Below are 20,137 nucleotides of genomic sequence, written 5' to 3'. Positions count from 1 at the left end.
TCTCAAGCCGTCGCGGCTGTCTTCAGCTTGCGCAGTTCGGTGAGCCTTTCGACTGCCGTTGGCGGCAATGGCAGATGCGGATTGCGCTCGACGGTATCGATGAGGAGTTCGTCGCTTGCCCGCTCCGTCACCTCGATCAACTGAGCGAAGAAGGCATCCGGGTCCATCCCCGGCATGATCGGCGGCAGGATCTTCACCTTGAAGTGGCCGGGATAGCGCCGGAAGCTCCGCCGTGGCCAGAAAAGGCCGGGATGCATTGCAATCGGCACGACGGGGAGGCCGAGATCGCGGTACATGCGCGCGATGCCGTATTTATAGACCGGCTCGGCGCCCGGCGGGCGGCGGGTGCCCTCGGGATAGATGATGAGCTGGCGGCCGGTCGAAAGCTCTTCCTTCGTGCGTTTCAGCACCTCGACCATCACCTTGCCGCGGGCGCCGCGGTCAACCGGGATCATGCGCTGCTTCTTGGCATACCAGCCGAAGAGCGGAATCCACATCAGCTCGCGCTTCAGGATATAGACCGGGTCCTTCAGTCTTGGCAGCAGCGCATAGGTATCCCAGAAGGATTGATGCTTCGGCGCAAGGATGTAGCTTCCATCAGGTAGGTTTTCCAGGCCTTCGATCTCGAAGGTGGTGCCGACGATGATGCGCATCAGCCAGTGGTTGGAGCGTGCCCAGTTCTTCGGGATCGCATAGGCCGTCAGGCGCGGTGCCACGAAATAATAGGGCGAGAGCACGATCATCCGGATGATGAGGTTGGCATAGAAGATCGTGTTGAAGAGAATGGAACGCAGGGCGATCATGAAGTTTTCCCGAGGCATGCTCACGCGACCGGCCTACACGATATTGACCGTCATAAAAAGCGTTTGATGACGCGCCGGAACAGGATTCAGATTTCAGGACAGGCCCAAAATCTGAATCCTGTTCTAAATTAAAGAGTTGGAGCATGATGCCGTCCGAAAACCGCTCACACTTTTCGGCGTCATGCTCCGGCAAAAGCCTCAGTCCGAATCGGAAAGACTTGCCGAGCGCAGCCCGGTGTGGCGCCCGAAGCCGGTGACGTTGCGGGCGCCGGCCAGCAGCACCTTCACATATTCGGCGAGCATGACGCGCATCGCGTTCGGATCGGTGAACCAGTTGCGCGTCTTCAAATCCGAATTGACCACCGGATAGGGGATGAACTCGATGTCGGGATCGACGTAGGAGAGCTCGGCGAGGCTGCGCGGCATATGATAGTTGTTGGTGACGACGATGACACTCCTGTATCCGTTGGCATGGATCCAGTTGGAGGCCTCTTCGGCGTTGCCGATCGTGTCTATGGCGTCGTGGCCGATATCGACGCAGCAGGAGAAGAGATCGGCCGAACCCTGCGTCATCTTGCGGATCTGCCTCGGCGTCGTCGTCGGGTGGACGCCCGAGATCAGCAGCCGTTTGCCGGCGCCCTTCTGCAGCAGTTCCACGGCCTGATCGATGCGCTGATAGCCGCCGGTCAACACGACGATCGCATCCGCCTTCGGTTCGGGCGGCGGCTTCAGTGTCGTCACGGAGTCGGCGAAACGCAGGAAGCCGCCGAACACCAGGGCAATCGCCAGCACGCAGGCAAAGCCGCCCCAGCGCAAGAGGCGGCGGATCGGCCCACGCCGCGGCGGCAGACCCGCCGGGCGATGAAGCTCCGGGTCCTGCCGAATCGGATCGCGTGTCGTATGGCCCATGGTCATGAATCGTGATTATACGCTGATTGCGGCGCGGAACAGACGCTTTCATGACAAAACGGCATGGTTGCGATCAACTTGCGATGCCGTCTGTGCGCGTCGGGTCCGAACGCAATGTATCGATTTCGTAGATCGTCCGCATGACGGTCAGCCGCGCCGTGACGGTCGTCAGCAGGGCGATGACGATCATTGTCGCGAAGATGCCGGCATAACCGAGCACGCCGACGGAGAAAGTGCCGAAGAGCGCGGTGGCCTGATCCGTTTCCGGGGTCGCCAGCGTGCGGCTCTGCCAGAAGCCGGCGGTGGCGAAGAAGAGCGCGGCAAGCGCGCTGCCGATCGCCGAGCCCTTGAGGCTGATCTTCAGGAAATGTTTCTGGAATTCGGTAGCAACGAAAGAGCTTTCGGCGCCGACGAAATGCAGCACTTCGACGATGTGTCGGTTGCCCGACAGCGCGCCGCGCGTGGCGAAGACGACAGTCAGCACCATCGCCGAGAAGACCAGCAGCAGGATGCCGGTGCCGATCATGACGGTGGTATGTGCCATGGACACCAGCCGGTCGACCCAGGTGCGGTGATCGTCGAGGCTCGCTTGCGGGATGCTGTCCTTGAGGAGCGATCGCATCGCGTCGAAATCCGGCGGATTGCTCTCGTCGATGGTGATGACGACGAGGCGAGGAACGGGCAGGTCCTTGAGGTCGAGACCGGGGCCGAGCCAGGGTTCGAGCAGGCGGGCGGTTGCCGCCTCGTCGACGATCTGGCCGCTTTTAGTGCCGACGAAAGTCATGGCCAGGTCGCGCGCCTGCGTCAGCGCCTTTTCCATGTCGAGATTGTCGTCCGGCTTGATCTGGATGGTGATCTCGCGGGAGATCTGGCTCTCCCAGCTTGCCGCAGTCGAGCGCACCATGCTGACACCGCCGAGCGTCAGGCAGGCGAGAAAGGCCATGATCGCAATGACCACCATCAGGGCATTGCCCTGGATGTTGGAAGGCGGCAGAATCGGCGCGGTTGGGCGCACGCGCATTTCCGGCCGCTTCTGTTCCGCCTTGACGGGCGCCTTCTCCCGGTTTCTCGATGGGGGCTCAGTCATAGATATCGAGATGCCCCCCCGAAAGGATCATGCGGCGCGCTTCCACCTGCTCCATCAGCGCCAGATCATGCGTCGCGATCACAACGGCGGTGCCGAGCCGATTCAGCTCAAGGAAAAGATTGAGCAGGCGCCTGGCCATGGGTGGATCGACATTGCCCGTCGGCTCGTCGGCCAGCAGAACTTCCGGCCGGTCCATCAGCGCCCGGGCAATGGCGGCGCGCTGCTTCTCGCCGCCAGAGAGGACCGGCGGCAGGACGTTGATGCGTTCGCCGAGGCCGACCCATTTCAGAAGTTCCAGGACATCGGTCTTGTAGGAACTCTCCTCCTTGCCGCGCACCCTGAGCGGCAGGGCGACATTCTCGTAGGTTGTGAGATGGTCGAGGAGGCGGAAATCCTGGAAGACGATGCCGACCCGGCGGCGCAGCAAAGGCAGTTCGGGACGGGGGATTTCGGAAATGTCGCGGCCGAACATGCGGATCAGGCCGCGGGTCGGCTGCAGCGACATGAAGAGCAGCCTGAGCAGCGATGTCTTGCCGGCGCCCGATGGGCCGGTCAGGAATTGAAAGGATTTCTTCGGAATGTCGAAGGTCAGGTCCCGGAGGATTTCCGGGCCCATGCCATAGCGCAAACCGACATTCTCGAAGTGGATCAACGGGCAGCTCAGTCTGTTCTTGGTTTCACCGCGTGACTTGTTAACCAACACCGTTAACAGCCGGTAAATTTTGCCGGAAAGACGCCCGTTTGATGGCAATCTTTGCGAAGCATTAACCATTAAAATTTACGACTGAGCAGGATTCGTTTCAATGCCAAGATTCTCCCTGGCATCGAAACCATGTGGACATCTGCGAGGCAGCCACCATGGAAGCATCCTCCTTCAGTCGTCAGGCGCCGGGCGCGGCCTATGATTTCCTGCCGCCGGAACCCGCACACCGTCAGCACCGCAGGGCGCGCCCTGCGGATATTTCCGATGCCGAATTCGTGACGGTCGGGAAAGTCCGGTCGCAGGAATTCAACGCGAGAACCCACAACGACAACCGCAGACGCATGGCCGCCGTAAGCGCCGCACAGCCGCCCTTCATGCTGGCAATGGCTGCTTGCGCTCTGCGAGCCGTCGAATCCTGGCTGCAGCGCGCCTCCATGCACAGTTTCGCAGCGCTGGTGCTGACGCTCGCCGTGCTCGTCTTCGGGCTTGCGGGCGGCTTCTCCGGCCTTTCCAGCGGGCAGGCCTCTTCCGGAGCGCCGTTGCACTTCACCCATGTGACGGTGACGCCGCGCGATGCAAACGGCATGCGCGTGCTCGTCATCAACGGCATCGTCGAAAACGAGAGCGGCACGACGCAGACGGTGCATCCGATCCGTGCAGATCTCGTGACGGACGAACGGCTGACCGCCAGCATCGTCATCGATCCGCCGGTCGACGTTATCTATGGCGGCCAGAGCCGGGGCTTTTCGGCGCGTGTTCAGCATGGCGGAGGCAAGGTGCCGGAAGTCCGGCTCACCTTCCTGCCATAGGCACGGCCGGCGGTGTAATGCAGGGCTTTCCCGCCACAGGTCGCGCCAATCGCGTTAATTTCCTGGCCGGCGAGGCTGTTTCAGGCCCGCATATGTGCTAACGGCTTACGCTTCTTTTCATGGAGCAAGCCCCTATGCCTGTCGTGCGCGGAAAAAACATCGAGCCGCTCTTCACCGCCGAGCAGATCGCCGAGCGCAATCATGCGATGGCACGGGAGATCGCCAACGGCCCGACCAAGGACCTGCTCGTCATCGCCGTGCTCAAGGGGTCGTTCATTTTCGCCGCCGACTTGATTCGCGCCCTGCATGACACCGGGCTCGCCCCGGAGGTCGAGTTCATTACGCTCTCGAGCTACGGCATCGGCACGGTTTCGCAGGGCGTGCGCATCGTCAAGGATATCGACAGCGACGTGCACGGCCGCGATGTGCTGCTGATCGACGACATCCTCGAATCCGGCCGCACGCTGCTCTTTGCCAAAGAGCTGCTTTTCGAACGCGGCGCGCGTAACGTCACGATCGCCGTGCTGCTCGACAAGCGCGTCAAGCGCAAGGAAAAGCTGGAGGCTGACTATGTCGGCTTCGAATGCCCCGACTATTTCGTCGTCGGCTACGGCATGGATGTCGCCTATGCCTTTCGCGAATTGCCGTTCGTCGGTGTCGTGACGGGGGACGCCTGAGCGGCAGCCGATCAAGACGGGTTGTTAACCATTCCGTCCATCGCTTCGTCATCTTTACCGATCGAAAAGGAAAGTCTGGTGATTTCCGTCGCGGGGCTGAAGACGGAGCAATGCACATATGGCAAGAATTCTGATTACGGAAGACGAGGACTCCCTGCGGTCTTTCGTAGCCCGGGCCCTGCGGCTCGACGGTCATGAGACCGATGAGGCAGCCGACGGCGCCGAAGGGCTGGAGAAGCTAAAGGACGGGGTCTACGATCTCCTGCTTTCGGATATCCGCATGCCCGTGATGGATGGTATCGAGCTTGCCCATCAGGCAAAAGACGCCTTTCCAGGCCTGAAGATCCTGCTGATGACCGGCTATGCCGAGCAGCGCGAGCGGGCCGACGACCTTGCCGAAAAGATCATCGACGTCGTCGCCAAGCCATTCGCGCTTCCCGATATCCGCAAAGCCGTCGCCCGGGCGCTCGTCGCCTAGAGCGAGCGCCTCTCGATCACTGCACGGCGGTGTGAGGCTTACTGGATGTCCAGAAGCCGTTCGAGATACCGCCGTTCCATCTCCTGCGGGGGATTGTTGCTGAGCTTCTCGCGGATCGCGTCGAGGATTTCTCGTGCACGCTGGACGTCGATTTCGTCAGGCACCTTCACCTTGTTGTCGCCGAGATCCGGTCCCTCGGTACGCCGCAGCCGTCCGAGCGGATCGCGGCCATTCTGCTCGCCCTGGCCCACCTGGCCATTTGGGCCTTGCCCCTGCTGGCCCTGCTGTGCCTGCATCATCTGATTCATCATGTCGCGGGCACCCTGGCGCAGCGCTTCCAGCGCGCGGCCCTGATTCTCGACGGCCGTGTCGCCGCGGCCCTGGCCGAGTTCACGGCCGGCGCCTTCCATTTCGCGTTGGGCCTGGCCGAAGCCCGGGCCGGGTTTCATGCCCATCTCACCCAGCTTTTTCTGCAATTCGCCGAGCTGCTTGCCGAGCGCGTCCTGCTGGGCGCGCAACTGTTTCAAGGCTTCCCTAAGCTGCTCTGAAGTCATCTGGTCGGAGGGTTGCTGGCCCTGACCCTGCTGGCCTTGCCGCTGGTTCTGCGGCTCGCCGTTCTCTCCGGGGTTCATCTCGTCGAGCAGCGGGTCGTTCTCGCCCATATCAGGTTCGCCGCGCTGCATGCGGTCCTTGAGCTGCTGATCGAGGCGGAAGGTCTGCTCCATCAGCTTCTGCTGGTCACGCAGGATCTCGCCGAGCTTGTCGATCTGCTTGCGGGCCTCGCTGTTTTCCTGGCCTTGCTGGCCCCGCTGCGGGCGGCCCGCCTGCAGATTGTTCATCATGCGCTGCAATTCCGACAACATCTGCTGGGCGGCGTCGCGATTGCCGGAACGGGCAAGATTTTCGATCTGGTCCATCATCCGTTCCAGATCCTGCTGGCGCAGGAAGTTCTGCGCATTCTGGTTCGGCTGCATCGGCGCGTTCTGCATTCGCTGGGCAAGCTCGCTCAGGTAATCCTGCATCGCCTTGCGCAGCTCGTCCATCAGCTTCTTGATCTCCTCGTCCGGTGCATTGCGGTTCAACGCATCGGCAAGCTTCTGCTGGGCTTCGCGCAGCTTGCGCTCGGCAAGCGAAAGATCGCCGTCCTCCATGCCGAGCGCGATCTCCCAGAGATACTGGGCCGTATCCTTCAGCGCATCCTCACCATTAGCGAGCTTCATCCGCGCCAGCGCGGATTGCAGAAGCAGGTAGTTGGTGAGCTTGGGGATCGTCTCCTCCGGACGAATGGTCAGTGCCTCGTTCAACGCGATCGCCTGCGGCATCCTGCGCGTATCGAGCGCGAAAACCTGCCGCTCCTCGGCGACTGCGGCAGCCAGCGGCTCGTTGAAGGGCCGCGACGGCAGCGTCATCTCATAAGGCGGGCTGCGGCCGGTCTGGCCGGCCCCGTCCTTGGCGACGAGGGTGATGCGCACGCGCTTGCCGGAAAGCGGATGTTCGGTCAGGTTCCGGCTGGTCACGCCCTTGGCGTCGCGAGCGTTGCGGCGGGGAATCTCCAACCGATATTCCGGCAACGGATAGAGCGGCGTTGCGCTCGGATCGTTTTCCAGAGGAACGATCTCGGCGTGGGCTTCCTGCACCCCGTAATCGTCCTTGACGGTGAAGCCGATTTCGAGCGCACCGTTGACGCTCGGCTTCGGCATGCCATCGAAGGCGATCTCCGGCGCCTTGTCGGGGAGAACGTTGAAACTCCAGCGGCGGCCGTTGACCTCCAGCGCACCGTTTTCCTCAAGCTTCATGACGTGCGTCTGAGCGAAAAGAGCCTGGCCAGCGGGGGCGCCGTCCGGCTGCCCTCCGGCGGGTGCCGCCGGCTGCTGCGGCTTTGTGTCGGTCTGCACAGCAATATCCTGAGCTTCGCCGTTCGCTTTGCGGAACACGACCTTCTCGGCCGTCGTTCCACCGCTGACGCGCACGGTCAGACCCGAAAACTGCGGAATGCCGATCGGCGCTCGCTCGCTGCCGTCAGCTGTGAGATAGACCGGCGCGCGGCCGGTATAGGAAGGCGGCGTCACCCAGGCGTCGATGCGCACCGCCGGATCGACCGTCACCTGCTCGGTTGCGGCCTGAAATGCGTCACTGACCGAGCCACCGTTGATCGACAGCGAATAGCCGAAGGCGGTGACGAGCAGCAGCGCCGGGATGGCGCGAAGGGCGAAACGGTCATGTGCGGCGATATCGGGCTTCGGCGTGCCGGCATCGAGGGCGGCGATCTTTTCGGCCATGCGCGCCTGGTGTTCGCGCCAGAGTGCATACGCGAAGCGCGAATCGAAGGCCGGCTCGTCTTCCTGGACGGTGATCGGCTGGTGCGGCAGGCCGTTGCGCTCTTCCAGCATCCGGTCGGCGTCGGCGACATCAGGCCAGCGCAGCTTGCGGAAGGGGAGGAGCGAGGCAAGGAAAGCGGCGGCGAACGCGATCAGCAGCAGGATGCGCAGCCAGTCGGGCACGCTACGGAAGAGTCCGAACCAGGAAGCGCAGAGATAGAAGGCGATTACCGACAGGACCGGCATCAGAGGCGGCAGCAACTGCTCGAAGAAGAGCACGATGCGCGCCAGCATACGTTTCGCCGTCACTAGTCGGGCGAGCGAAGGGCGGAGCGCAAATGCACCTTTCTTCTGCCTTGAGGGGCTTGTCATCGGTCCGGTCTCCGCGATCTGGCGTTCTGGTACAGAGGGCGCTTCCGGCGATTGCGGGGCAATACGCTCATGAACGAAAGGATAACACTGTTTGTGGCGAAGGCGAGGGCGAGCGGCCGGCAATACCGGCTTTTCACGTTTATTCGCCAAAAAGTGATGATCTTATCAGTCGAGCCAGGCCGGAACCGAATCGAGGCTGATCAGCTCGGCATAGGTTCGGCGCGGGCGAATCACATGGAAATCACCGCCCTTGACCAGTACCTCGGGCACCAGCAGGCGGCTGTTGTAGGTGCCTGCCTGAACCGCACCATAGGCGCCGGCGGTGCTGACGGCCATAAGGTCGCCGGGCTTCGGCATCGCCATTTCTCGGTCGAGCGCCAGATAATCGCCGGTCTCGCAGACAGGGCCGACCACGTCGGCGCGGATGCGCGGGGCGTTCGCCGCCGAAATCGTCACCGGGCGGATCTCGTGGTAGGCCTCGTAAAGCGTCGGGCGGATGAGATCGTTCATCGCGCCGTCGACGATGACGAAGGTCTTTTCGCCGCCGTCCTTCACATAGAGGACTTCGGTCACCAGGATGCCGGCATTGCCGACGATCAGCCGACCGGGCTCGGTGATGATCCGGCAGTTCAGGCCACGCAGCTGGTTCTTGACGATTGCCGCATAGGCGTCGGGCAGCGGTGGCGGATTGTTGTCGTCCTTATAGGGGACGCCGAGGCCGCCGCCGATATCGACGTGGTGGATGGTGTGGCCGTCGGCGCGCAACGTCGCGACGAGATCGCGCAGCAGCTTGAAGGCGTCGTCGAAGGGCTGCAGCTCGGTGATCTGGCTGCCGATATGCATGTCGATGCCGGTGACCTCGATGCCCGGCAGCTTGGCGGCATGGGCATAGATGGCGCGGGCGCGCTCCCAGGAGATGCCGAACTTGTTTTCCTTCTTGCCGGTCGAGATCTTCGCATGTGTCCTCGCATCGACGTCAGGATTGATGCGGAAGGAGACCGGGGCCTTCTTGCCAGCGTTGACAGCGCGCTGGTTGAGGATTTCGAGTTCCGGCTCGGATTCGACGTTGAAGCAGTAGATGCCGGCCTCGAGGGCGAAATCCATTTCCTGCGGCGTCTTGCCGACGCCCGAAAACATGATGCGCTCAGCCGGAATACCGGCGGCAAGCGCGCGGCGCAGCTCGCCTTCCGACACGACGTCGATGCCGGCGCCGAGGCGGCCCAGCGTCTTTAATACTGCCTGGTTCGAATTCGCCTTCATGGCATAGCAGACCATGGAGTCGACATCGGCGAAGGCTTCGGAGAAGACGCGGTAATGGCGCTCCAGCGTCGCGGTGGAGTAGACGTAGAAGGGCGTGCCGACCGCCTTAGCGATCTCGGGAACGGGAACGTTCTCGGCGTGGAGGATGCCATCGCGGTATTCGAAGTGGTTCACGGGGTTCGCGCCTTACAGAAGGGGATCGAGAAGGAAAGGTTTGTCGACGGTGCCCGGCTGTTTCGTCGGTTTGGAAACGTCGCCTTCCTTCGTTGCCTTAGCACTCGGTGGATCGAGGTCGCCCTTGCGTCCGCATCCGGCAACGGCAAGGCCGATGACGGCGAGCACCGCCGTCAGGCGGATGAGGTGCGGCAAGCTCTTCTGCATGGGTATCCTCTTGTGCGGCATATGACTGGGATCTTCATAGCGAAGTTTATCAGCGTTGTGCACCCTGATTGTTGGGCGGTTTTCCCGCGCCGGCGGCAAGGGTGGGGCGGGTTTTCACCCGCCCGATATCTCTCAATTGCGGGCGCGCCAGAAGGCGATCTGCTTGCGTACTTCGGAGGGCGCCGTGCCGCCGAAGCTCTTGCGGCTGGCGACCGAGGCCTCCACGGTCAGCACGTCGTAGACCTTGTCGGTGATATCGGCATGAATCGCCTGCAGGTCGGATAGCGACAACTCCGAGAGATCGCAGCCCTTGCTTTCGGCAAGCGCGACGGCGCGGCCGGTGACGTGATGGGCATCACGGAAAGGCAGGCCCGCTTCGCGCACCAGCCAGTCGGCAAGATCGGTCGCCGTCGAATAGCCGGAGCCGGCGGCCGCCTTCATCCGCGCGGTGTTGACGGTCATGTCGCGCACCATGCCGGTCATGGCGGCGATCGCCAGTTCCAGGCTCTCGGCGGCGTCGAAGACCTGTTCCTTGTCTTCCTGCATGTCCTTGGAATAGGCGAGCGGCAAGCCCTTCATGATCGTCAGCAGCGCCACCAGCGAGCCGTTGATGCGGCCGGTCTTGGCGCGCACCAGTTCGGCCGCGTCAGGGTTCTTCTTCTGCGGCATGATCGACGAACCGGTCGAAAACGCGTCGGAGAGGCGCACGAAACCGAATTGTGGGGTCGACCAGATGACGATCTCCTCGGCAAGACGCGACAGGTGCATGCCCGCGATCGCCGCGATCGACAGAAACTCGATGGCGAAATCGCGGTCGGAGACCGTATCGATCGAATTGCGGGTCGGCTCGCGGAAGCCAAGTGCCTTGGCGGTCATATGGCGGTCGATGGGATAGCCGGTGCCGGCAAGGGCGGCGGCACCGATCGGGCTTTCGTCCAGATGCTCGATGGCGTGGCGCACGCGCGAACGGTCGCGGCCGAACATCTCGACATAGGCCATGCAATGATGGCCGAAGGTGACGGGCTGGGCGGTCTGCAGATGAGTAAAGCCCGGCATGACACTTTCGGCATGTTCCTCGGCGCGGTCGAGGAAGGCGGCGATCAGGTCGGTCAGCATCCGTTCGGTCTTCTGCAGCTCTTCCTTCACCCAGAGCCGGAAGTCGAGCGCCACCTGGTCGTTGCGCGAGCGGGCGGTATGCAGCCGGCCGGCGGCGGGACCGATCAGCGTCGCCAGGCGTGCTTCGACATTCATGTGGATGTCTTCGAGCTGCCGCGAAAATTCGAAGTTGCCGCTTTCGATTTCTGACAGGATCGTGTTTAGCCCGTGAACGATCTTGTCCTTATCTTCGGCCGAAATGATCCCCTGATGGGCGAGCATCGTCGCGTGGGCGACCGAACCTCGGATATCCTGGGCGAATAGCTTCTTGTCGAAACCGATCGAGGCATTTATCTCCTCCATGATCGCGTCCGGGCCGGAGGCGAAGCGCCCACCCCACATCTGGTTGGAGGATTTGGTGTCCGTATTGTTCTCGGCCATGGAAAATGCCCGTCCTGGAGAATGAAATGACGACGAAAAAACCCTTCGGCCTGCCGTCCGTAAAACTGATCGCAATCGCCGCCGTTGCAGGCGTCGTTGCCGGTGCGGCAGCGGTATACGTGAAGGAGACGGGGATTGGCAATGGTATCAGCGATAGCGCCTCGGCCGAATGCCCGCTGACGAAGGAGCGAGCCGCCAATCTGACGCCGCTGATGAAAGGGCAGGTTGCCGCCATGGTTGCCGCCACCGAGCCACGCAAGCTGACTGCGGTCTCCTTCAATGGCCCGGACGGCAAGCCGTTGTCGCTCGACCATTTTGCCGGCAAGACCGTGCTTCTCAATCTCTGGGCCACCTGGTGCGTGCCCTGCCGCGAGGAGATGCCGGCCCTGAACGCGCTGGAAAAGAATATGGGAAGCGACAGGTTCCAGGTCGTGCCGGTCAATATCGATACCGGCGACGATGAGAAGCCGAAGGCCTTCCTCAGCGAAATCGGCGTCGATGCGCTGCAGCTTTACCGCGACAATACGATCGGTGTCTTCAACAGCCTGAAGAAGGAAGGCTTGGCGTTCGGTCTTCCGGTCACGCTGCTGCTTGACGACAAGGGATGCTTGATCTCCGCCATGAACGGTCCCGCCGCCTGGGACAGCGAGGATGCCAAGGCGCTGATCAAGGGTGCGATCGGGTCGTAAGAAGGTCGATTAGGAGTCTCCGTCCCCTCTGATGAGGAACACTCCCGCAATTCCGATAAGGACGCAGCATTGCAGCAGGAACATGGGCGTTTCGGTCGACATGGCATTTCCTCCCCTTCACGGCAAGGAAAGCATTTCGCGAGCGTTTGTTCCACTCGCCCTTTCTAGGGATGGCCTACTTACCGCGTCGGGACCGGCACTTCGCCGCGATAATCATAGAAGCCGCGGCCGGATTTGCGTCCGAGCCAGCCGGCTTCGACATATTTCACCAGCAGCGGGCAGGGGCGATATTTCGAATCTGCCAAGCCGTCATGCAGCACTTGCATGATCGAGAGGCAGGTGTCGAGACCGATGAAATCGGCAAGCTGGAGCGGCCCCATCGGATGGTTGGCGCCGAGCTTCATCGCCGTATCGATGGCATCGACCGTGCCGACGCCTTCGTAGAGCGTATAGATCGCCTCGTTGATCATCGGCAGCAGGATGCGGTTGACGATGAAGGCCGGGAAATCCTCGGCGACGGTGACGGTCTTTTCCAGCGTGCCGACGAATTCCTTGGCGGCGGAGAAGGTCTTCTCGTCGGTGGCGATGCCGCGCACCAGTTCGACCAGCTTCATCACCGGCACCGGGTTCATGAAATGTATGCCCATGAAGCGTTCGGGGCGGTCGGTGGCGGCGGCCAGCCGGGTGATGGAAAGGGAAGAGGTGTTGGTGGCAAGCAGTGCCTCCGGCTTCAGCACCGGGCAGACCTGCGTATAAATCTTGCGCTTGACGCTTTCGTCCTCAGTCGCGGCCTCGATGACGAGATCGGATGGAGCGAGATCGTTGACGTCGGCGGAGCCTGATATGAGCGACAAGGTCGATTTACGTTCCTCATCGGTCATCTTGCCGTTCGTCACCAGCCGGGCGAGGTTGCCGTTGATGGTGGCAAGGCCGGATTCGATACGGTCCTGCGCCAGATCGTAGATGTGAACCCTGTAACCTGCGGCGGCCGAAACATGCGCGATGCCGCAGCCCATCTGGCCGGCACCGATAATCCCAATATTCTTCAACACCGCACTCATCTCCAAACCCCCGCTCGGCATTCGCCCCCGCGCTGCCGCATTATTTAGCAATACTGCCGGGCGAAGGATCGCCCGGCAGCAGTAGTAGCCCGATAAGAGACAAATTTCCAGTCATTCGCAAGTGCGAAAGAAAGGCAATCGGCCCGCTCAGAGCGCCTTTTCGAGTTCGGGCAGGACGTCGAAGAGATCGGCGACGAGGCCGTAGTCGGCGACCTGGAAGATCGGTGCCTCCTCGTCCTTGTTGATGGCGACGATCACCTTGCTGTCCTTCATGCCGGCCAGATGCTGGATGGCGCCTGAAATGCCGCAGGCGATATAAAGCTGCGGCGCCACCACCTTGCCGGTCTGGCCGACCTGCCAGTCGTTCGGGGCATAACCAGCATCGACGGCGGCACGGCTTGCGCCGACGGCAGCACCGAGCTTGTCGGCGACCGGCAGGATGACTTCCCTGAACTTCTCGGCAGAGCCGAGGGCGCGGCCGCCCGAGATGATGACCTTCGCCGAGGTCAGTTCCGGACGGTCGGAGGCCGACAGCGCATCGGAGACGAACCGCGACAGGCCCGGATCCGAGATCGCCGGGATCGCCACGACGGCGGCCGAACCGTTTGCCGGCGCCGAGGCGAAGGAGGCGGTGCGCACGGTGATCACCTTCCTGGCATCGCTGGCCTGCACCGTCTGGATGGCATTGCCGGCATAGATCGGACGCTTGAAGGTGTCGGATGACACCACCTCGATGATCTCGGAGAGCTGGGCGACGTCGAGAAGGGCGGCAACGCGCGGCAGCACGTTCTTGCCGACCGAGGTCGCAGCCGAGATGATCGTGTCATAGGAACCGGCGAGCGAGACGATCAGATCGGAAAGCGGTTCGGCGAGATTGTTGGCAAGCTCGTCGCTTTCGGCAAGCAGCACCTTGGTCACACCGGAAAGCTTGGCCGCCGCATCGGCCGCAGCCTGGGCAGCCTTGCCGGCGACCAGCACATGAATATCGCCGCCGATCTGAGAAGCGGCGGTCAGCGCCTTGGCGGTCTGGTCGGAGAGGCTGGCATTGTCATGGTCGGCCAGAAGAAGAATGGTCATGATATTTACTCCTGTTCCGCCTGATTAGAGCACGCCGGCTTCGTTCTTCAGCTTGTCGACCAGTTCGGCGACCGACTTGACCTTGACGCCGGCCTTGCGGCCACTCGGCTCCTCGGTCTTCAGCACCTTCAGCCGCGGCGTCGTATCGACGCCGAAATCAGCCGGGCTCTTCTTGTCGAGCGGCTTCTTCTTCGCCTTCATGATGTTTGGCAGCGAGGCATAACGCGGCTCATTGAGCCTGAGATCGGTGGTCACCACCGCCGGCAGCTTGATCTCGATCGTCTGCAGGCCGCCATCGACCTCGCGGGTCACCGTCGCCTTGCCCCCAGGGACAGCAGCTTCGATCTCGATCTTCGAGGCGAAGGTGGCCTGGGCCGTGCCCAACAGGGCTGCGAGCATCTGGCCGGTCTGGTTCGAATCGTCATCGATCGCCTGCTTGCCGACGATGATCAGGCCCGGCTGCTCGGCGTCCGCCACACCCTTGAGGATCTTGGCGACGGCGAGCGGCTCGACAGCATCGTCGGTCTCGACGAGGATCGCCCGGTCGGCACCCATGGCCAGCGCCGTCCGCAGCGTCTCCTCGGCCTTGGCCGGGCCGATCGAGACGACCACCACCTCCTCGGCCTTGCCGGCTTCCTTCAGCCGCAGCGCCTCTTCCACCGAGATCTCGTCGAACGGGTTCATCGACATCTTCACATTGGCAAGTTCCACACCCGTGCCGTCCGGACGAACCCGGATCTTCACGTTGTAGTCGACAACCCTCTTGACGGGCACGAGAATCTTCATGGGGTCCTTCCTTCGAGAGAAACTGGCTTCAGCGTTTTTAGGAAAATGCGCGCTTAGGCGCCGCTCCGATTGTCGATTGGCGACATGGATACGCGTTTTTCCTCCAAACACAACGCTTCCATGACGCTGACAGGCCATTTGCCCCGGCAATATATAACGTTTACGTTCACGTCAATATCGCTGCCGACCTCGACCCCAGCGAAGGCGCTGTACCGTTCGTTCGTCTGTGCCGGCCGCGACGGAGGGGCCGCCGCCGGCCTCGTTTCTCACCGCTCGGGGTGTCAGGATTTTCCGATCGAAGAGCGGCACGTCGGACCGGCGCAAGACGAGGATCAAAAGAGCGCCGGCAAGAATGCCGCCGACATGAGCGCCCCAGGAAACGTCGCCAGCGGATGCGATCGCCAGCATGAGGAATTGTTGGCCAATCCACAAAAGCAGCGGCACGAAGGCCGGCAGCGGCAACGGCACACGGAAGAACACCAGCACCCAAACCCTGACGCGCGGATGCAGCATGACATAGGCGGCAACGACGCCGGAGATTGCCCCCGATGCGCCGACCAGCGGCGCTTCCGAGGTCGTGCCCAGTAGCCCGTGGCAGATTGCGCCGGCGGCGGCACAGGCGAAGTAGAAGAGCAGGAAGCGCAAATGCCCCATCGCATCCTCGACATTATCACCGAAGACCCAGAGGAAGATCATGTTGGAAGCCAGATGCCAGAAGCCGGTATGGACGAAGGCGTAGGTGAGGTAGGTCAGCGGCTCCGGCACGATTTCGAGGCCCTGCGCCAGCACCGCGTGGCCGAAAGCGATCGCCGGGATGTAGCCGAGAGCGACCGTCGTTGCCTGGGCGGCCTGTTCGCTCTCCAGGCTGGTCAGAATCCAGACCGCGACATTCAGCGTGATCAGCGCGAGCGTCACCCACTGAACCTTGATATGTTTCAGCGTATTGGCATCATGAAGTGGTATGAACATAAAGCCCCCCGGCGATCCTGATCGCGGCAAGCCTATCTGTTTTTTCCCGGAACCCAAAGCACATCCGCCTGGCCTCCGTCATTTGCGTGACGGGCCGCGACGAAGAGGAAATCGGAGAGGCGATTGACATATTTCATCGCCGCCTGGCCGACGATTTCGCCGTCGGTGCGGACAAGCGCCACCATCAGACGTTCGGCACGGCGTGCGATCGTGCGGGCAAGATGCAGATAGGCGGCAGCCGGCCTGCCGCCGGGCAGGATGAAGGATTTCAGCGGTTCCAGGCCGGCGTTCAACCGATCGATATCGCGCTCGATGCGATCGACCTGCGTCTCGACGATCCGGAGCGGCTCGTAGGCCGGCGGCTCGCCGGTATCGGGTGTGGCGAGATCGGCGCCGAGGTCGAAGAGGTCGTTCTGGATCGCCATCAGCATGGCGTCGAGATCGGGCAGGCCTGTTGTGTGCAGGCGCGCCAGGCCGATCGCCGAATTGGCCTCGTCGATCGTGCCGTAGGCTTCGACGCGCAGGTCGTCTTTTGTCCGGCGCGGGCCGGAAACCAGCCCGGTCGTGCCGTCATCGCCTGTTTTCGTGTAGATCTTGTTGAGCTTGACCACGGTTCCCCCTTTTGAGCCCGGTTAGGTCGGACGGCCGCCGCCGGTCAGCCAGAGCGTCAGCATGATCAGGATGACGGCGATCGCCTGCAGCAGGACGCGAAGCTGCATCAGCTTGTTGGAAAGGTTGGCATCGCCGCCCTTCATCATGTTGAAGAGGCCGCGGATCAGGACGAGGGCGACGGCGCCCATGACGATGATCGCAAGGATATAGGTGACTGTGGACATGGCATTCAGCTTTCTCAGTCCGTCCAGCGCATCAGGCGGTAGAAGAGATCTGCCGGAAGCAGCCGCTTCAGGACCATGCCCTGTTTAGCCGGAGTCGTTACAGGATAATGTGGCCTCGGATTTTTCGAGTTCAATGCGTGTTTCAATACGGAATAGACCGCTTCCGGGCCGAGCTTATGGCGATTGACCGGTCCTGATCCTTCGAGCCTCGCCAACTGGCGCTGATAATCAACCGCGTGCGGGGACTGTTCGAGGTCGATATGTTCCTTGATCTTTACGAGCGCATTGGCGGTGAAACGTGTCGCGATCGGTCCCGGCTCGATCAGGCTTACGTGGATGCCGCTGCCCTGCAGTTCCATCCGGAGCGTGATGCTGAGGCCTTCGAGTGCAAATTTGGAAGCGATATAGGCGCCGCGATAGCGGTAGGGCACCATGCCGAGGATGGACGAGCATTGCACGATCCGCCCCTGGCCTCGGTTACGCATTGGCGGAATAACCTGCCGTGTCAATTCGTGCCAGCCGAAGAAATTCGCCTCGAACTGTTCGCGCAGTGCCGCTGTCGAAAGGTCCTCTACGGCGCCCGGCTGGCCGTAGGCGCCATTGTTGAAGAGCGCGTCGATGCGGCCGCCGGTGCGCTCCAGAACCGCGCCGACCAGCTCGGAAATCGTCTCGGCCCGGGTGTAATCCATCAAGAAGGCTTCGATGCCGTCGGCTTCCAGCCCGGCGAGGTCTTCCGTTTTGCGCACCGTCGCGAAGACCCGCCAGCCATCGGCTTTCAGCGCCCGCGCGCAATGAGCGCCGATACCGGACGAACATCCGGTCACGACGATGGTGCGCTCTCCCGCCATGGAATGATTCCTGTACAAAATGGGACTCGTTTCCCATATTCGGCCAAAGGATACAATCTGGAAAGCCGGAGACGGAATGGCGAAGGTGCTGCGCACGATCTACGACGTGGTCTATGATGCGATCTGCCACCTGATCGAGGACGACGGCTTCGCCATGGCAAGCCATGTAGCGCTATCGAGCCTGCTTGCGGTTTTCCCCTTCCTGATCTTCGGCACGGCGCTCGCAAGCTTCCTTGGCGCCGATCAGTTTTCTTCGACCGCCATCCACCTGATCTTCGATACATGGCCCGAGGCGATCGCCAAGCCACTCGCCGACCAGGTGCTGCAGGTGCTGACCATTCCGCGCGGCGGGCTGCTGACAATCTCGGTGCTGGCGGCCGCCTATTTCGCCTCGAATGGGGTCGAGGCGCTGCGCATATCGCTCAACCGCGCCTACCGGGTGCAGGAGACGCGGCCGTGGTATTTCACCCGTCTCGCCAGCCTCGGCTACGTGCTGATTGCCGTCATTATCTTTGCGGCGATCAGCTTAGTGCTGGTCGCCTTGCCGCTGGCTCTCGATTATGCGCGCGGCTGGTTTCCGCTATTTGCCGATACGCTCGATATCGTCTTCAGCTGGCGCATCTACGGCACGCTGGTGGTGCTGACGATCGCTCTGCTCGTCGTGCATCTCTGGCTGCCGGCCGGCAAGAGGCGGGTCTTCGACGTCATTCCCGGCGTGCTGCTGACGCTGCTTCTCTGGCTCGCAGGCGCGCTGATCTTTGCCTATTATCTCGCGACTTTCGCCAATTACACGGCAACCTATGCCGGTCTTGCCTCCGTCATGATCGTGCTGATCTTCCTCTACATGGTCAGCGTCATCTTCATCATCGGGGCGGAGGTCAATGCGGCGCTGATCAAGTTCCGCGTCTTCCGGATGTTCTCCCATACACTTTCAATCGTCGGCCGGCAGCGCGTCGCGAGGAAATCAGAGCCCGACAAGGCGGCGAATGTCGGCCCCTGACATGCCCCGAGTGCGCAATTCCGCAAGCCCGCTGTCGCCTTCGCTCTTCGAAAGCTTGCGGCCGCCCGCGTCGAGAACGAGACGATGATGGTGATAGAGAGGCTGCGGCAGGTCGAGCAGCACCTGCAGCAGCCGGTGCACCGAGGTCGCGTGGAAGAGATCGAGCCCGCGCACGACATGGGTGACGCCCTGCAGTGCGTCGTCGACGACCACGGAAAGATGATAGCTCGACGGGGCGTCCGACCGCGACAGGATGACATCGCCCCAGACTTCAGGCTCGGCGGCGATTTCACCTGATCTGCCGTCGCCGGTTTCCGTCCAGAACAGCAATTCTCCGATCAGATCGAGCGCCTTGCGCATATCGAGCCGCCAGGCGTGTTTCTTGCCGGAGGCGAGAATTTCCCGCCATTCGTTCTCCGGACGCTCACGATCGATTGCTGGATAATGCGGGGTGCCATCGGGGTCGCGCGGCCAGGGTTCGCCCGCCGCTTCGTAGGCGGCGACCCGTGCCTTCACCTCGCCGCGCGTCAGAAAGGCCGGATAGACCAGGCCGCGTTCGATCAACGCATGCAGTGTTGCCTGATATTCGGGAAAATGTTCCGACTGGCGTCGCACCGGGCTTTCCCAACCGATGCCGAGCCAGTCGAGATCGCTCAGGATGCCGGCCTCGAATTCCGGCGTGCAGCGCGTCAGGTCGATATCCTCGATGCGCAGCAGGAGGCGGCCATGCTCGGCCTCTGCCATATCGCGGTTCAGCAAGGCCGAGAGCGCGTGGCCGAGATGCAACGGTCCGTTGGGGCTCGGCGCAAAACGAAAGACAGGTTTTTGACGCTCGCTCGTGGTCATGCTTTCCTCTGCCACGAATTCGGGTTTCGAACCACTGCGAGGTAATGTGCAGATCATCCGCAATGAAGACGACGTCAGGCAGGGGCTGGAAGCGCTGCTCCGCCTCGATCCGCGCCTTGCGCCGATCGCGGCGGATGCCGGCCCCGTTCCGCTCAGGCTGCGCGAGCCGGGTTTCGCCGGCCTTGCCCATATCATCGTGTCGCAGATGGTGTCGCGCGCCAGTGCGGAGGCGATCTGGCGGCGCATGCTGCCGGCGGACGGACAGCTGACCGCCGAAGGCTACGTGCTGCTTCACCCCGAGGCATGGCGGGAATTCGGCCTGTCGCGGGCCAAGGCCGAGACGCTGGCGCGGATCGCCGAAGCGGTCGCCTCCGGCCGCCTCGATCTCTCCGGGCTCTGCCTGAAGCCGCCGGGCGAGGCGCTCGGCGAACTCACCGCGCTGAAGGGTATCGGCCCATGGACGGCCGAGGTCTATCTGATGTTCTGCGGCGGCCATGCCGATGTCTTCCCGGCCGGCGACGTCGCGCTGCAGAACGCTGTCGGCGTCGCCTTCGGCCTTGCGGCCAGGCCGCAGGCAAAAGCGCTTGCTCTTCTCGCGGAAGCCTGGTCCCCGTGGCGTTCGGTCGCGGCCCGGCTTTTCTGGGCCTATTACGCCGCGAAAATGCGGCGCGACATGGTGCCGGTCGGCTGAT

The 20,137-nt window shown here is 62.3% G+C and carries 22 protein-coding genes; 6 read left to right on the top strand and 16 right to left on the bottom strand.

Going from position 1 to position 20,137, the window contains the following annotated elements:
- Positions 1-2 precede the first annotated feature (2 nt).
- The 4 genes from NE852_RS20045 to ftsE form a co-directional block, all read right to left on the bottom strand.
- Positions 3-803 (bottom strand): 1-acyl-sn-glycerol-3-phosphate acyltransferase, encoded by an 801-nt coding sequence (locus NE852_RS20045; protein ID WP_258155989.1) that lies wholly within the window; start codon positions 801-803, stop codon positions 3-5.
- 198 nt (positions 804-1,001) lie between these two features.
- On the bottom strand, positions 1,002-1,718 hold the full coding sequence (locus NE852_RS20040) for a YdcF family protein (RefSeq protein ID WP_008527722.1): 717 nt from the start codon (positions 1,716-1,718) through the stop codon (positions 1,002-1,004).
- 67 nt (positions 1,719-1,785) lie between these two features.
- Positions 1,786-2,799, bottom strand: a complete 1,014-nt coding sequence (locus NE852_RS20035; protein WP_258155988.1) for an ABC transporter permease — start codon at positions 2,797-2,799, stop codon at positions 1,786-1,788.
- Complete coding sequence (gene ftsE, locus NE852_RS20030) at positions 2,792-3,451, bottom strand: cell division ATP-binding protein FtsE (protein ID WP_008527718.1); 660 nt, start codon at positions 3,449-3,451, stop codon at positions 2,792-2,794. The genes NE852_RS20035 and ftsE overlap by 8 nt, the downstream gene beginning before the upstream one ends.
- 206 nt (positions 3,452-3,657) lie before the next feature.
- On the opposite strand from ftsE, the gene NE852_RS20025 reads away from it, so the two are divergent.
- The 3 genes from NE852_RS20025 (at position 3,658) to NE852_RS20015 (ending at position 5,466) form a co-directional block, all read left to right on the top strand.
- Positions 3,658-4,311: a membrane protein gene (locus tag NE852_RS20025; protein ID WP_008527717.1), complete on the top strand. Its 654-nt coding sequence runs from the start codon at positions 3,658-3,660 to the stop codon at positions 4,309-4,311.
- A 134-nt stretch (positions 4,312-4,445) separates the two neighbouring features.
- Positions 4,446-4,988, top strand: coding sequence for a hypoxanthine phosphoribosyltransferase (hpt, locus tag NE852_RS20020; RefSeq protein WP_008527715.1), 543 nt, complete (start codon positions 4,446-4,448; stop codon positions 4,986-4,988).
- 118 nt (positions 4,989-5,106) lie between these two features.
- Positions 5,107-5,466, top strand: coding sequence for a response regulator (locus NE852_RS20015; RefSeq protein ID WP_003543311.1), 360 nt, complete (start codon positions 5,107-5,109; stop codon positions 5,464-5,466).
- A gap of 38 nt (positions 5,467-5,504) precedes the next feature.
- Here the strand turns inward: NE852_RS20015 and NE852_RS20010 are convergent, their stop codons facing one another.
- The 4 genes from NE852_RS20010 to argH all read right to left on the bottom strand — a co-directional run bounded on the left by NE852_RS20010 (position 5,505) and on the right by argH (position 11,333).
- The gene (locus NE852_RS20010) at positions 5,505-8,156 is read right to left on the bottom strand and encodes a TIGR02302 family protein (protein WP_258155987.1); all 2,652 of its coding nucleotides are present in this window, start codon (positions 8,154-8,156) and stop codon (positions 5,505-5,507) included.
- A gap of 165 nt (positions 8,157-8,321) precedes the next feature.
- Positions 8,322-9,590 (bottom strand): diaminopimelate decarboxylase, encoded by a 1,269-nt coding sequence (lysA, locus tag NE852_RS20005; protein WP_008527704.1) that lies wholly within the window; start codon positions 9,588-9,590, stop codon positions 8,322-8,324.
- Positions 9,591-9,602: 12 nt separating this feature from the next.
- Positions 9,603-9,797 carry a lipoprotein gene (locus NE852_RS20000; protein ID WP_008527702.1) on the bottom strand — a complete coding sequence of 65 codons (195 nt, stop codon included), beginning with the start codon at positions 9,795-9,797 and terminating at the stop codon, positions 9,603-9,605.
- Positions 9,798-9,929: 132 nt separating this feature from the next.
- Entirely contained in the window at positions 9,930-11,333 is a 1,404-nt protein-coding gene (gene argH, locus NE852_RS19995; protein WP_008527700.1) for an argininosuccinate lyase, read from the bottom strand.
- 26 nt (positions 11,334-11,359) lie between these two features.
- On the opposite strand from argH, the gene NE852_RS19990 reads away from it, so the two are divergent.
- Positions 11,360-12,022: a TlpA disulfide reductase family protein gene (locus NE852_RS19990; RefSeq protein ID WP_258155986.1), complete on the top strand. Its 663-nt coding sequence runs from the start codon at positions 11,360-11,362 to the stop codon at positions 12,020-12,022.
- A gap of 179 nt (positions 12,023-12,201) precedes the next feature.
- Here NE852_RS19990 and NE852_RS19985 read toward each other — a convergent pair whose 3' ends face one another.
- From NE852_RS19985 to NE852_RS19955, 7 genes are all read right to left on the bottom strand, one after another.
- Entirely contained in the window at positions 12,202-13,083 is an 882-nt protein-coding gene (locus NE852_RS19985; protein ID WP_008527689.1) for a 3-hydroxybutyryl-CoA dehydrogenase, read from the bottom strand.
- 147 nt (positions 13,084-13,230) lie between these two features.
- Positions 13,231-14,160: an electron transfer flavoprotein subunit alpha/FixB family protein gene (locus tag NE852_RS19980; RefSeq protein WP_258155985.1), complete on the bottom strand. Its 930-nt coding sequence runs from the start codon at positions 14,158-14,160 to the stop codon at positions 13,231-13,233.
- A gap of 24 nt (positions 14,161-14,184) precedes the next feature.
- Positions 14,185-14,946 carry an electron transfer flavoprotein subunit beta/FixA family protein gene (locus tag NE852_RS19975; RefSeq protein ID WP_008532163.1) on the bottom strand — a complete coding sequence of 254 codons (762 nt, stop codon included), beginning with the start codon at positions 14,944-14,946 and terminating at the stop codon, positions 14,185-14,187.
- A 171-nt stretch (positions 14,947-15,117) separates the two neighbouring features.
- Positions 15,118-15,915, bottom strand: coding sequence for a rhomboid family intramembrane serine protease (locus NE852_RS19970; protein WP_008527673.1), 798 nt, complete (start codon positions 15,913-15,915; stop codon positions 15,118-15,120).
- Positions 15,916-15,947: 32 nt separating this feature from the next.
- On the bottom strand, positions 15,948-16,526 hold the full coding sequence (locus NE852_RS19965; RefSeq protein WP_008527672.1) for a cob(I)yrinic acid a,c-diamide adenosyltransferase: 579 nt from the start codon (positions 16,524-16,526) through the stop codon (positions 15,948-15,950).
- Between the two features lie 21 nt (positions 16,527-16,547).
- On the bottom strand, positions 16,548-16,751 hold the full coding sequence (locus NE852_RS19960; protein WP_008527671.1) for a twin transmembrane helix small protein: 204 nt from the start codon (positions 16,749-16,751) through the stop codon (positions 16,548-16,550).
- Positions 16,752-16,765: 14 nt separating this feature from the next.
- On the bottom strand, positions 16,766-17,599 hold the full coding sequence (locus NE852_RS19955) for an SDR family oxidoreductase (RefSeq protein WP_008527670.1): 834 nt from the start codon (positions 17,597-17,599) through the stop codon (positions 16,766-16,768).
- Positions 17,600-17,675: 76 nt separating this feature from the next.
- On the opposite strand from NE852_RS19955, the gene NE852_RS19950 reads away from it, so the two are divergent.
- Positions 17,676-18,599 carry a YihY/virulence factor BrkB family protein gene (locus NE852_RS19950; RefSeq protein ID WP_008527669.1) on the top strand — a complete coding sequence of 308 codons (924 nt, stop codon included), beginning with the start codon at positions 17,676-17,678 and terminating at the stop codon, positions 18,597-18,599.
- Here NE852_RS19950 and gluQRS read toward each other — a convergent pair.
- Positions 18,564-19,445, bottom strand: coding sequence for a tRNA glutamyl-Q(34) synthetase GluQRS (gene gluQRS / locus NE852_RS19945; RefSeq protein WP_008527668.1), 882 nt, complete (start codon positions 19,443-19,445; stop codon positions 18,564-18,566). The genes NE852_RS19950 and gluQRS overlap by 36 nt on opposite strands.
- On the opposite strand from gluQRS, the gene NE852_RS19940 reads away from it, so the two are divergent.
- A complete protein-coding gene (locus NE852_RS19940) occupies positions 19,444-20,136 on the top strand; it encodes a DNA-3-methyladenine glycosylase (protein ID WP_037171710.1) in 693 nt (230 codons plus the stop codon). The two genes, gluQRS and NE852_RS19940, sit on opposite strands and share 2 nt — an antisense overlap.
- Position 20,137: the final 1 nt, after the last annotated feature.

This window comes from Rhizobium sp. Pop5, from assembly GCF_024721175.1.
Classification (GTDB): domain Bacteria; phylum Pseudomonadota; class Alphaproteobacteria; order Rhizobiales; family Rhizobiaceae; genus Rhizobium.
The sequence above is the reverse complement of the archived record's forward strand: the minus strand, read 5'-3'. Positions and strand labels throughout refer to the sequence as shown.